The organism is Pantoea sp. WEP, from assembly GCF_041678305.1.
Lineage (GTDB): Bacteria > Pseudomonadota > Gammaproteobacteria > Enterobacterales > Enterobacteriaceae > Pantoea > Pantoea dispersa.
The window spans coordinates 525742-536993 of the sequence record NZ_JBGNXB010000002.1 but is presented as its reverse complement, the minus strand read 5'-3'; the positions used below and the strand labels follow the sequence as shown (position 1 = coordinate 536993).

Below are 11252 nucleotides of genomic sequence, written 5' to 3'. Positions count from 1 at the left end.
TCAGCTTCTCAGCCACCTTCGGGTTGAACGCTTTGCAGAATTCGACTCTGGCAAGGTTTTTGTGCATTTCTTCCTGGTATACGACGTGCTTCTTTGTCATAATTACCCCTGTGATTTGATCCAGTCATTTCGCATCAGGCCTCAAAACAGTTCGCGCTGCTTTGGGGCTTTTCTTTGCCCAAAATTAGGGCCACTTCTTTCGCCACTGCTTTAGCCAGCTGAGCTGCGTCATCATCAACAATCCCGTATTCCAGAATGTCGATTGCCATGCTCATCTGCCGGAAGAAATTTTTCTTCATGCGGCTTACCTGGTACTCGGCGATACCCAGCTTTTCAGCGAAGGTTTTCTGGCTGATAGACGCCAGTTTGTTCAGTAACGCCGATTCAATGCGACGGGCGTTCTTGCTTTGAGTTGCATGTTCCATATTGGATAATCCCTTTGTTGAATAAGTAATTGCGCGACAGCCATATGGCGGTCACGTAGTTGAATCGTTTGCTTGATTTGCTCGCTTTTCAGCGACGTAGGACTTCGTGTCCGTTGTGTAAGAGCGGGTGTTACTTAAGCGGCTTTATCTTTTGAAGGTGGGAAAACATCATCCAGAGAGCACTGGCAACCCAACTTCAGTAGACCTGCAATGATTGAGCGACAATCATTCAGGCTCGGGGTACGGATGTTCAGCTCATAGTTGGCAATTCGTGACTGCCCCCAACCAATAGCTGAAGCGAGAACAGCTTGCGAAACTCCGATTTTCTTTCGCTGCTGAGCAATGTTGTTCATTGCAACCTCCCTAGTGTTATACACACAGTCATTACACACAATTTGTGATTAGCAGTCAACCTCAATTCGTGTACGGAGTGTCATCACGTATCGTGGTAAATTAGTTGGATGAAAACTATGCATGAACTTATCGGGGAAAGGATTAAATCCCTCAGAGAAGCTAAGGGACTTAGCCAAGTACAGCTTGCCAAGCTTTGTGGCTGGGCGGCACCGTCACGCCTTGGGAATTATGAATTGGGTGCCCGGAAGGTAAGTGCAGATGATGCGGTAGTATTGGGCGCTGCATTGGGAGTTTCTCCGGCTAAGATTATGTTCGGAGACGATGCTGATGCAGTTTTCAAACAGTATGACTATCCACTCTTTGCTCACGTGCAGGCTGGGCCGTTCTCAGAGGTTGGAAGTTATACAGCCAGCGATGCAAAGGCATGGGTGCCCACAACCAAAAAGGCTAGCGAGAAAGCTTTTTGGCTTGAGGTGAAAGGCCATTCCATGACAGCGCCACAGGGTGTGCGTCCTAGCTTCCCTGAGGGAATGCTGATTCTGGTAGACCCCGCAGAGCTGGTTGAGACTGGAGACTTTTGCGTTGCTTCGGCAAACGGTGACAGCGAAGTTACTTTCAAAAAGTATGAGAAGGATGCCGGCGTAAGCTACTTGGTGCCGCTCAACCCTGCCTATAGAACGTTGGATTGCGATCATAGCTGTCGCATCATCGGGAAGGTGGTTAAGGCCCAGTGGCCGGAAGAGACGTTTGGTTAGGAGGATAAATGAGCTTTTTCACTGTACTAGCCATCCCTTCTTTTTTCGCAGGGATAACATGTCTTATGCACGCAGCTGGTAGCAAAAAGCAATCATACCTCTATGCCGGATATGGGCTGTCTATGGCTTCGGTGTTTTGCGCGCAAGTTGGGATGATCTGAGGCCGGAAGAGACGTTTGGGTGAAGATTTAGGTTTTCATGCCGATATCATTTGAAATCTTTATTAAGAACTTCTTCATTCCCTTGAAGGAATGAAAGGGTTAACATATATATTAACTATGGAACGTTGATATGCTCAAGGGTGTCTTTAAAGGTGAGTGCCATACCGTTGTTCACTGCAACGGAGCTCTAAAATCATTGGCAGTGGCGCTCAAAAGCGTAACGCCTACTAAGAAGCAGGCATCAATGTTGGCATCAATTCAAGTGCAGATTGAGCGTCTCTCATCTGGAAAACGGAGCGCAGACTTGAGCGTAAGAAAAGAGGGAATGCTACCCTCTTATAACGGAAAGCCCGCAAAAAACTTCTGGGCCATAAAAAGGATTCCTATACGTGGTTATTACTGGGAATCTGAAAGGGTTGACATGACTTACTTTATAAGTCATTACATTTACAAAGATTTCGATGAATTACACGGTTCAGATGTCACCAAAGTATGCAACAACTGGGATCGAATCGAGAGAGGAAAACATGACTGTTGAAAATTTTGAGGAAGACTTCGAATTTCCACACATCAGCGATGCCCTGCTTGCCAGAGAACGATTGATCTTTAACACCACTGAAGATCTCCTTCTTGCTATGCAGGATAGCGGCATGAATCGTGCCGACGTTGCTAAGAAGATGGGTAGATCCAAGTCGCACATCACTCAAATTTTTGATGGAAAAAGGAACCTCACTCTTAACACGTTGTCCGACATCGCACATGCGATCGGGGTAGAAGTTAAGCTTGCCATCAAAAAGGATGGTAGAGACGTATCTCACCAAATAGTTCCTGAAAGGATTTATGAGACAAAATCAAATCACATTGAGTCCGAAGGAAAGCACATCGTCAAGATTTTGATAGCTACACAACGCAGGGAATACGTTCAAAATGGTTCTTGATGACTTTAAATTGATTGAGGTTAGTGCTACTGGGATTTCGTTTGAACATCTTCTAATGGAGCCTGGGCAGGGAACAATTGAAATTGACTATGGTGAAATTGAGTTTGAGGCAGGCGGTGTTTTAGTCGGCGACGAGTCTAAATCTACAGTCCATGTCAAAGCTGCGCCATCAATAACCGGACGTAGGGAGGGTGTAAAAGGAAATGATTTCCATCTAAAAATCAATATGCGCATGCTCTTTGTTTGCCCCAAGACCGATGAATTAACTGAGGATTTTCTCCAAACCAGTAGTTGGTACTTCGGATCTTTGTTGAAAATGCACTTTAAGTTTTATGCTGATGACATCCTAAGCAAAACAACAATTAAAGGCATTCAACTAGCATACAACTGACAACCGCATTTTTACTTGCGAAAAGCCCGGCCACCGAGCCGGGTTTGTCATACCTGCAGCTCCTGCACCACCTGCACCTTCTGGTTACTCCTGCACTTTTTCCATTCTCCTGCACTTCATGCACTCTCCTGCACCTTGCTGCCAAACCTGCACCCAGCCACTGAGCGGGCTTTTTTGTGCCTGCAGAAAAATAAATTCACATCTTAATCATACACATAACGTGTCACCGCCATTTCATACACAAATCGTGATTGACTTCAAAATCACATAATGTGTATATTAAATCCATCAGCAGGACGCTGGCGCAGTACGAAACGGATAGTACGCTCTTTTTACAACGGTGACGGATCACCTACGTGGCTGAAAAGCCAGTTAGTACCAAAGCGTGAGTTTTGGGGTGTAGCGGGTAGCTACTTTGCGATGGTCTCGGGTAACCCGGTCCGCACTGCCGCTACACCACCAAAATTCACTCAGGAGGTATCTATGACACGCAGAACTCAATTCACTGGTTCAGCTGCAGGTCGTCGCCGGGAACGCCGTGCACACCTCCAGAGCGAAGCCAGCAGCAGTTCCGAGGTAATGCACCGCCCTACTCCAAATCGTGTGGTGCTGCAGTGCAAACGGCCGGCAGCAGATCGCGTTATGAAAGCAGTCGACACAGATACCGATTATCACAAGCAGATTCTGGCGGGTGCGGCGAAGTATGCCGGCGGGGAAATCAGCAGCGGGATGTGTTTGCCAGACGTAGCGAAATACGCAGCTGGATATCGCAAATCAAAAGACATCGTAACGGCGAGGTGAAAGATGAAAGAGTCGCGAGAACAATATCACAGTAGCCTTCAATCATTTGAGGTGGTTGAGAATGGACCGGACTCTTACGACTATGTGATTAAAACGGTCAGGGGCGAAAGCGCGGCTCGGATATCAGCTGCGATTTTGCAGGATCGCAACGCTTATCTGGGTTACGGATACACAATTCGAAAGGTCGCTTAGGCGGCCTTTTTTATTGGCTGTTCACCCAGCGTGGACGCAGCAGAGATTAAGAGAGGTGAGTATGGAAGGATTTAAGGGGACGCCGGGTAAATGGGCTGTAGGAATGGAAGGTGAAATTCTGTCTGATGCCGGATATATCGTAATGGGGACTGACCTGGTTCATGGGAATGAGAACGACCTTGAGCTGATAGCATCGGCACCTGAGCTTTTAGAGGCGCTGCAGGAGATGGTAGCCATCGTTAAAAAGCACACATATCCGCAACCCGACAAGCCATCGTCAACTTGGGGCCAGATGGAAGCAGCAGAGGCTGTAATCGCTAAGGCGCTTGGACAGTAACAACTGACACCTCACTTACGCCGGCAGCGCTCAGAGCACTTCTTCACTTCATCCCAGCACTTTTCCCACTTCTTTCGCCATGTGAACGGACGTCCACAAACGGTGCAGACCTTTGTTGGGAGTTCGCTTTTCTTCATGACGCGCCTGAACGGGAGAGTGATGTGGAGAGATTAGTTTAAACCGGTCGCAACGATGCGGCCAGTCACCACTGACAGGAGAGTAATGATGAATTGGATTAAGTGCAGTGACGGCTACCCAGATATTGGACAAGAAGTCCTAATCCTGATTCCGGTATGCAACAAATTCAACATCGAAAACGGGAAGTACGAAGGTGATGGTCAATTTCTTGGGGCGTGGTTCGACATTCGGGGAAAAGGAAGGCCCTAAAAAGTAACCCACTGGATGCCAAGGCCACTCAACCCCGTAGAGTGACACCACAGAGCTGATTGCTTAGTCAGCTCAACGGTGCATTCCGCACCAACGCTTAAGAGTCGAGCCCTTGAGCAACAAAGAGAACGTTACATCCTTAGGCGCCGCAATGGCGCCTTTCTTTTTCCAACACCGAACAATTAACCAATTTCAGGAGTTACCCATGCAATTCGCAACTGCTGGGGCTGCCCATCTGGGTAGCTCCTCATTAAACACATCTGTATCAAACCAGTTCGCTTTCAAATTAACCGGCGCAGACGTTATGCACTGGCAGCCAAAGAGCCGCTTACAGCAGCTGTGGGAGCGTCTCGTTCAGGTCGTATCACAGCCGGGGAATCCTCAATGAGCCAGCAGCAGGTTAAGCAATACCAGCGCAATCAGGATGAGGCTGACCGGCAGAAGATGCTGGAGAAAACGAAGGATTACACATTCATCAACCTGATGCTGAAAGCTATCGGCATGGGAGAGCGAAAATGAGCATTCGACTAACGCAGCGCGACCGGCAAGAGGTGCAGAGCATCGCCGACGCACTCCCAGATGACGACCTGCAGGAAGTGGCCGGCTACGTGGATGAGTGGCAATCAAGCCACCACGTAAACCCGCTGATGATGGCTGCCCTGGCTTTCCTGAACCAGCACTATGACCGCAACGCCGTTGCCATGCTGGACCATGACGACGACTGGCACATAAAGCTGGATGAAGTGCTGCGCGATCTGATGGTCGACACCGGCAAGCGGGAGCGTGGCGTAAACGTATTAATCAACAAGGTGGCATGATGACAACTGCATTAACAACTATGGCCGGGAAACTGGCTGAACGTCTTGGAATGGACCCAGGCACCGACCTGATGAATACGCTGAAGAACACAGCTTTCAAAGGCGGCAACGTAACGGATGAACAGTTCACTGCCCTGCTCATCGTTGCTAATCAGTTTGGCCTGAATCCATGGACAAAAGAAATATACGCCTTCCCGGATAAGGGAGGGATTGTTCCGGTAGTTGGCGTTGACGGATGGGCGCGCATCATCAACGAGCACCCGCAGTTTGACGGAATGGAGTTCATTTACGATAAGGATGAAGGGGCATCCACATGCAAGATTTACCGCAAAGACCGCAATCACCCTACTGTCGTTACAGAATACATGGCGGAGTGTAAAAGGAATACGCAGCCATGGCAGTCACACCCCACCCGCATGCTGCGCCACAAATCGCTTATACAGTGCGCCCGCATGGCTTTCGGTTTCGCAGGGATTTTCGACCAGGACGAAGCTGAAAGGATTATTGAAAACACGCCGGCCGGCGTAAGCGTAGGGAAAGAAAGCGATGACCGCCGCCCAGCCCTGATAGGTAAGTGCGAAGATGCAGCGAAAGTCAGCCTGGAGAGATTCGCAGAAACATGGAAAGGCCTGACTCAGGAAGAACGGCAGATTATTGGTAACGCCGAGAAAGAGCGGATCAAGAACAGCATCGCCATAGACGCCGAATTCAGCGAGGTGCCGGATGGAACAGAGTGAGCTAAAAAGATTGATGGTTTATAGCCCTAAGTCTGGCGTTTTTACATGGGTAAACCCACCAAAAAAACATGAAGAGTTACTGGGTGAGCCAGCAGGATATTTATTAAACAGCAAAAAACCTTACTGGATAATCCAAATTAATGGGAAGAAATACAAGAGGTCTCGCTTGGCGTTCTTGTTCATGACCGGCCGATTTCCTGTAGGAGTCATTGACCATATAAGTGGTGATTCTACCGACGACCGCTGGATAAATCTCCGGGACGTTTCCGTCACTGTCAACGCGCAAAATAGAAAAATAGGTTATGCAGGACGTGTCCTGCCAATGGGCGTTAAGGCATCTAATAGCGGTCGATTCATTGCCCGAATAGGCGTTAATGGGAAATCAATTTCTCTCGGGACATTCGATACCGTTGATGAAGCTGAGCGCGCCTATTTACTAGGCAAGGAGAAGTATCATGCAGCAGCGATCAGATGAGTGGTTTGCCGCGCGCTGCGGAAAGGTAACGGCCAGCAGGCTTGCGGACATCATGGCGAAAACCAAGTCAGGATACGCAGCGAGCCGCCAGAACTATATGGCGGAGCTTATCTGCCAGCGGCTTACCGGAAGGATTCAGGAGACTTTCAGCAATGCTGCAATGCAGCGCGGCACCGAGCTTGAGCCGGTCGCCAGAGAGATGTATGTGCTGAATCAGTTTGATGCGCAAGTGGTGGAAACGGGATTTATCGACCATCCCGTTATAGCTGGCTTTGGTGCCAGCCCTGATGGACTGGTGAACGAAGATGGGCTGATTGAAATCAAATGCCCTAACACATGGACTCACCTCGAAACCCTAAAGTCTGGCGTTCCGCCACGACGCTACATCCTGCAGATGCACGCGCAAATGATGTGCACAGGAAGGAATTGGTGTGATTTCGTCAGTTATGACGATCGCCTGCCTGCCGACCTGTCCTACTTTGAAACGCGCGTTCATCTTGACGACGCTCTCGTCGCAGAAATCACTAAGGAACTGCAATCGTTCCTGGGCGAACTGGATGCGGAAATAGAACACATCCGCAATAACGCTAAAGGTGGCTCCTGACATGCGAAAACTACCCCACTACCGCCGCAGTACTCACCCGAATTCGGGATTCAAGGAAAAGGTAGTTTTCCAGCTAAGCAAAAAATCAATGACAGGGCGCGAATTAAGCGCCCTTTTTCATATGTCTCTCGGTCAATTCAACAGCCTGATGCGTGGCTGCCTGCGCGGTGAAACGGCAGTCATTACCGCTGCCGACCCGGTACCGGTTGATGGGTGCACGGACTTCACCTACACGCTCATCAGCACAAAGCGCAAGACCTGCAGCAACCCTAAGTCAATCGTCGTTTCGTGGCGTGCATTCGGCATGGCAACAAACGACAGCCAGAAGCGAAACACAGAAGCGGCCCAGCGTCGCGCCAGATTAATAAAGGCCGGCATTTACCCGGTCGGCATTGAATAAGGGGATTCAGATGAAAATTACAGAATTTGAAATGCGCGGATTGCTAACCGGAAAATGCATTCCTGGTGACATGAAGGTAAATGAGCAGCTGCCCGCGTATCTGGTGCGCAAGTTTTCCGATCTTCACGAACAACTCACCGCCACCACTAACTCCCTCACCAACGCACAGGAAGCGCTTAAATCAGCAGGGATTGAAGCTGATACGGTGCAGGCGGGAGTGATGGAACTGGTGAGCAGGATGAATCAGGTGGTGGCGGAGAATGTGGCCATTAAATCATCCATACCAAACCATAAGCATGTTGACCTAGACAATGACAACATGGACGACGTCTCTTTGGCTGAGGCTGTGGGTTTTAATGATGCGGTTACGCTCATGAATCGATGGAAAGGCGACACCCCAGCCACTGACGCTTACCTGAACGCGGTGCGGGCGGAGGGGGTGGAGATGTTATCTGATAAATTTAGCGCAATAGGAACTCTTGCTACCAGCCATATAGCGAATGAAATGCGCTCTTTCGCCGCCCAACTCCGCGCCAGCAATGCTGGTAAGGATGGCAGCCATGAATAATTTCCCAGCTATGACTGAGGCGCAGCGGCAGGAGCTGATTAGACATAATCGCGCGAAGGTAAATGCGATCACGCCTCAATTCCTTAAAGAGAGCACGCCGGGTGTTAAGAAGCACCTGCAGCGTGAGATTGACAGTGCGAAAATCGCCATCGCGGCGCTGACGGCTGATGGGTGGATTAAGTGCAGCGAGCAAATGCCGGAAGATGACACATTATGCTTAGGCTTCGATGTCGAGGGAATTATATGGACCGCTCATTATGACTGCGGATTCCTTACTCCAGACTGCGGGGCTGATGATGTCGTTTTCACACACTGGATGCCACTGCCTTCACCACCGGAGGAAAGAAATGAGCAATGAAATCAGCAACGAGCGGTTGGAGATACTGGCTGACATCAATCATGTCGGCTCAATACTCGGGCAAGAAATTGCAGCAATGGCGAAGGAGCTACTGGCGCTGCGTAAGCGAGTTCGCTCGGTTGAGGAAGAGCGCAATGCGCTGGCTGATGTTGCCGGAAGTAGCGCTGCACACATCAAGCGCCTTCAGCGAGAGATGCCGGCAATGAGTAATCCATCGGCCGAAACATACGGATGGGTTGCCGAATACCCAACGGTTCCAGCCGGCATCGGAGGTATGACTTACTCCTTCCACGACAACAGGGAAGACGCGGACGCTTTCAATGGTCATGTCGTCGAAGTTATCCGGCGATGAGGTGATGAATGCTAATCGGCTTCGTACTCCTCCTCTCATCAGGCTTTCCCGTCTCTGAGTGCATATGGGAGACAATGGAATCCTGCGAATCCATCAAAGAGCGAATACTGCAGCGCCGGCCAATGGCGCAGCTTGAGTGCTCACCTGTTTACCGATAGCCGCGATATACTCCATTCAGGAGGAATCGCCATGTCACACAACTTAGCAGCACGCAGCAGAGAAGAACGCGATAAGGTCAACGTGGATTTAGCCGCGTCTGGCGTTGCGTTCAAAGAGCGCATGAACATGCCAGTTATCCCGCATGAGGTAGAGATGCAGCAGCCGGCAGAGCTTCGGGAATACTTTAAGGAGCGCCTGCAGCACTACCGGAACGTTGCGCTGCAGTTCCCACGCGGTACTGACCCGGTTTATCAGAAGGAGAGCAAGGAATGATCAAATATTATCTGCTTGGCGGTAGTGCTAATGGAACAATTGTGGAAAGGCCGAAAGGAGTTCCACAAATTGAAATCGATGGAGATGATTTCGGTGATGAAGACGAAATTTACGCAGCGTATATTCTGAATTATCAGCATAAGGGGTTCTGTGCTTTCGGTATCTTAGTTGGTTATGCATTTGACACGGTAGAATTAGAAATTCTCGTTGAGAAGCATAATCTCCCAATTTACTGCACAGAAGACGTAACTCTTCCTTAGCCAAAAACCTCTTCCAATCTACCTCGCCACGGCGGGGTTTTTTATTGCCCGTTATCCGGAGAAATACCATGCAAATCGAAATCGGCGACAAATACGTTCTGACCGCTGACCAGTATCAGTACATCATTCAGGAAAAGAAAACGGTCAAGGAAGGCAAGAATGCAGGAAGTGAATACCTGTCGCTTGTCGGCTATTACCCAAAGCTAAGCCAGGCTATCACTGCACTGATTCACCTGGATGTTCAGCTGTCTGATGTGCAGACGCTGCAGGCGATGGAGCAGCACATTAACCGCGTGGCTTTGCAGTGTGAGCAGGCATTTAAGGAGAGCGCAAATGTGTGACGAAATCGACGCAGCAGCAGAACTGGAATTACTCAACATTGAGATAGCGCTGAAGAACCGCCAGCGCCCTGCCATTGAGTTTACCGGCCAGTGCCACTACTGCGCGGAGGCTATCAGCAAGGGAAGCTTCTGCAGCAAGGAGTGCAATGAGGACTACCAGAAGGTAGAGCGCGCTAAGCAGTTTAAGGGGGCGGCATGAGCAAAATGACGTTTGTCGTTGAATTCGAAGACGGAAAGGAGCCCCTGGTCAGCTTCACCAAGAACTTCATGGGAAGTGGCGGCACGCTAATATCTGCGGCCTTTTGCGACTACAAGGATGATTATCTAAGTGAAGCGGACAGGGATTTAATAACAGAAGCACTCGCAGCATTTTTTGAAGAAAAACCGTCCAGAGAAGATTTAGACATCTTCCGGAAACTCGGCTTAATCTCTGAATAATCCCCCACCCCATTAACCTTTATCGCGCCCTGCGTGAGGAGTTGTTATGTCAAAAGACTTACTTTCTGATTGGCTCACCAGTGGTGAATATATGCCTGAATTCCTGCGCGACTTCCACAGCCAGAAAGATTTGTTTAAGGCTATGCACAACACCATTACTAATGCTGATGAAAACGGAAACTGGAGAGATGGTCATATCTATGTCGTCGACACATTTCTCTGGTACATGGCCCGATGCGGATACACATTGCAGCGCAGCAGGAAGCAAGTTCCATTCAAAAATATGGAAGATGACATCGACAGATATAAAAAGGAGATGAGCGCGCATTTCAGCAAGATGCTAACCAAATCATGAACACCCTCCCCACCCTGTCACCAGGCGATATCACACTGTGGATCGCCTTTTTTATTGCCCTGATTATTGCGTGGCGATGGCCGCCAAAGGAGTAGAGATGGAAAACGTTGTGCAACTGGCTCCCAATAAGTGGGTTTCAGAATCAGTTCTCACCACAGTGACTGGCATGACTAAACACATGATTCAGCATGCCCGCCGCTCCACATGGATGGAAGGAAGGGAGTATAGGCACGTTTCGCCAGACCTTTCTCCCAAGGAAAACAGCACCATCATGTATTGCCTGCCAGAAATTAATCACTGGATTGAGAAGCAGCGACCGGCGATCCGCCGGCGGATTTCTGCTTAAATGGCGCATCCATCAACAACCGAGGAA

General features: G+C 49.4%; 25 protein-coding genes. 22 read left to right on the top strand and 3 right to left on the bottom strand.

Annotation, left to right across the window (positions count from 1 at the left end):
* Positions 1-134: 134 nt before the first annotated feature.
* Together ABVR31_RS21765 and ABVR31_RS21760 are read right to left on the bottom strand one after the other, a co-directional pair.
* Positions 135-425, bottom strand: coding sequence for a lambda phage CII family protein (locus ABVR31_RS21765; protein WP_262264192.1), 291 nt, complete (start codon positions 423-425; stop codon positions 135-137).
* A gap of 134 nt (positions 426-559) precedes the next feature.
* Positions 560-778, bottom strand: coding sequence for a helix-turn-helix transcriptional regulator (locus ABVR31_RS21760; RefSeq protein WP_372774540.1), 219 nt, complete (start codon positions 776-778; stop codon positions 560-562).
* A gap of 108 nt (positions 779-886) precedes the next feature.
* On the opposite strand from ABVR31_RS21760, the gene ABVR31_RS21755 reads away from it, so the two are divergent.
* The 6 genes from ABVR31_RS21755 (at position 887) to ABVR31_RS21730 (ending at position 4354) form a co-directional block, all read left to right on the top strand.
* Positions 887-1534: a LexA family transcriptional regulator gene (locus tag ABVR31_RS21755; protein WP_141495739.1), complete on the top strand. Its 648-nt coding sequence runs from the start codon at positions 887-889 to the stop codon at positions 1532-1534.
* 291 nt (positions 1535-1825) lie between these two features.
* On the top strand, positions 1826-2233 hold the full coding sequence (locus ABVR31_RS21750) for a hypothetical protein (RefSeq protein ID WP_372774538.1): 408 nt from the start codon (positions 1826-1828) through the stop codon (positions 2231-2233).
* Positions 2223-2633, top strand: coding sequence for a helix-turn-helix domain-containing protein (locus tag ABVR31_RS21745; protein WP_372774536.1), 411 nt, complete (start codon positions 2223-2225; stop codon positions 2631-2633). The genes ABVR31_RS21750 and ABVR31_RS21745 overlap by 11 nt, the downstream gene beginning before the upstream one ends.
* Positions 2623-3024: a hypothetical protein gene (locus ABVR31_RS21740; RefSeq protein ID WP_372774534.1), complete on the top strand. Its 402-nt coding sequence runs from the start codon at positions 2623-2625 to the stop codon at positions 3022-3024. Before ABVR31_RS21745 ends, ABVR31_RS21740 begins: the two co-directional genes overlap by 11 nt.
* Positions 3025-3507: 483 nt before the next feature.
* Complete coding sequence (locus tag ABVR31_RS21735) at positions 3508-3825, top strand: antitermination protein N (RefSeq protein ID WP_372774532.1); 318 nt, start codon at positions 3508-3510, stop codon at positions 3823-3825.
* Between the two features lie 253 nt (positions 3826-4078).
* Positions 4079-4354, top strand: coding sequence for a hypothetical protein (locus ABVR31_RS21730; RefSeq protein WP_372774530.1), 276 nt, complete (start codon positions 4079-4081; stop codon positions 4352-4354).
* 11 nt (positions 4355-4365) lie between these two features.
* Here the strand turns inward: ABVR31_RS21730 and ABVR31_RS21725 are convergent, their stop codons facing one another.
* On the bottom strand, positions 4366-4491 hold the full coding sequence (locus tag ABVR31_RS21725; protein WP_262264182.1) for a DUF2256 domain-containing protein: 126 nt from the start codon (positions 4489-4491) through the stop codon (positions 4366-4368).
* Positions 4492-5125: 634 nt separating this feature from the next.
* On the opposite strand from ABVR31_RS21725, the gene ABVR31_RS21720 reads away from it, so the two are divergent.
* The 16 genes from ABVR31_RS21720 (at position 5126) to ABVR31_RS21645 (ending at position 11225) form a co-directional block, all read left to right on the top strand.
* The gene (locus ABVR31_RS21720; RefSeq protein ID WP_282954518.1) at positions 5126-5260 is read left to right on the top strand and encodes a hypothetical protein; all 135 of its coding nucleotides are present in this window, start codon (positions 5126-5128) and stop codon (positions 5258-5260) included.
* Complete coding sequence (locus ABVR31_RS21715; protein ID WP_372774528.1) at positions 5257-5559, top strand: hypothetical protein; 303 nt, start codon at positions 5257-5259, stop codon at positions 5557-5559. The genes ABVR31_RS21720 and ABVR31_RS21715 overlap by 4 nt, the downstream gene beginning before the upstream one ends.
* Positions 5559-6296: a recombinase RecT gene (locus ABVR31_RS21710; protein ID WP_372774760.1), complete on the top strand. Its 738-nt coding sequence runs from the start codon at positions 5559-5561 to the stop codon at positions 6294-6296. Before ABVR31_RS21715 ends, ABVR31_RS21710 begins: the two co-directional genes overlap by 1 nt.
* Positions 6283-6771: an HNH endonuclease gene (locus ABVR31_RS21705; RefSeq protein ID WP_336700075.1), complete on the top strand. Its 489-nt coding sequence runs from the start codon at positions 6283-6285 to the stop codon at positions 6769-6771. Before ABVR31_RS21710 ends, ABVR31_RS21705 begins: the two co-directional genes overlap by 14 nt.
* On the top strand, positions 6752-7375 hold the full coding sequence (locus tag ABVR31_RS21700) for a lambda exonuclease family protein (RefSeq protein WP_372774526.1): 624 nt from the start codon (positions 6752-6754) through the stop codon (positions 7373-7375). The genes ABVR31_RS21705 and ABVR31_RS21700 overlap by 20 nt, the downstream gene beginning before the upstream one ends.
* Before the next feature lies 1 nt (position 7376).
* Positions 7377-7775 (top strand): hypothetical protein, encoded by a 399-nt coding sequence (locus tag ABVR31_RS21695; RefSeq protein WP_372774524.1) that lies wholly within the window; start codon positions 7377-7379, stop codon positions 7773-7775.
* Between the two features lie 10 nt (positions 7776-7785).
* Entirely contained in the window at positions 7786-8343 is a 558-nt protein-coding gene (locus ABVR31_RS21690; protein ID WP_372774522.1) for a hypothetical protein, read from the top strand.
* A complete protein-coding gene (locus ABVR31_RS21685) occupies positions 8336-8701 on the top strand; it encodes a DUF551 domain-containing protein (RefSeq protein ID WP_372774520.1) in 366 nt (121 codons plus the stop codon). Before ABVR31_RS21690 ends, ABVR31_RS21685 begins: the two co-directional genes overlap by 8 nt.
* Entirely contained in the window at positions 8691-9053 is a 363-nt protein-coding gene (locus tag ABVR31_RS21680) for a hypothetical protein (protein ID WP_372774518.1), read from the top strand. The genes ABVR31_RS21685 and ABVR31_RS21680 overlap by 11 nt, the downstream gene beginning before the upstream one ends.
* A 189-nt stretch (positions 9054-9242) precedes the next feature.
* On the top strand, positions 9243-9485 hold the full coding sequence (locus tag ABVR31_RS21675) for a DNA polymerase III subunit theta (protein ID WP_372774516.1): 243 nt from the start codon (positions 9243-9245) through the stop codon (positions 9483-9485).
* A complete protein-coding gene (locus ABVR31_RS21670) occupies positions 9482-9745 on the top strand; it encodes a hypothetical protein (protein ID WP_372774514.1) in 264 nt (87 codons plus the stop codon). Before ABVR31_RS21675 ends, ABVR31_RS21670 begins: the two co-directional genes overlap by 4 nt.
* A gap of 68 nt (positions 9746-9813) precedes the next feature.
* Positions 9814-10086 (top strand): DUF5405 family protein, encoded by a 273-nt coding sequence (locus tag ABVR31_RS21665; protein ID WP_372774512.1) that lies wholly within the window; start codon positions 9814-9816, stop codon positions 10084-10086.
* Positions 10079-10285 (top strand): hypothetical protein, encoded by a 207-nt coding sequence (locus ABVR31_RS21660; protein ID WP_372774510.1) that lies wholly within the window; start codon positions 10079-10081, stop codon positions 10283-10285. The genes ABVR31_RS21665 and ABVR31_RS21660 overlap by 8 nt, the downstream gene beginning before the upstream one ends.
* Positions 10282-10524: a hypothetical protein gene (locus ABVR31_RS21655; protein WP_372774508.1), complete on the top strand. Its 243-nt coding sequence runs from the start codon at positions 10282-10284 to the stop codon at positions 10522-10524. The genes ABVR31_RS21660 and ABVR31_RS21655 overlap by 4 nt, the downstream gene beginning before the upstream one ends.
* A 46-nt stretch (positions 10525-10570) precedes the next feature.
* Entirely contained in the window at positions 10571-10879 is a 309-nt protein-coding gene (locus ABVR31_RS21650; protein WP_372774506.1) for a hypothetical protein, read from the top strand.
* A gap of 97 nt (positions 10880-10976) precedes the next feature.
* The gene (locus ABVR31_RS21645) at positions 10977-11225 is read left to right on the top strand and encodes an excisionase family protein (RefSeq protein WP_372774504.1); all 249 of its coding nucleotides are present in this window, start codon (positions 10977-10979) and stop codon (positions 11223-11225) included.
* Positions 11226-11252: the final 27 nt, after the last annotated feature.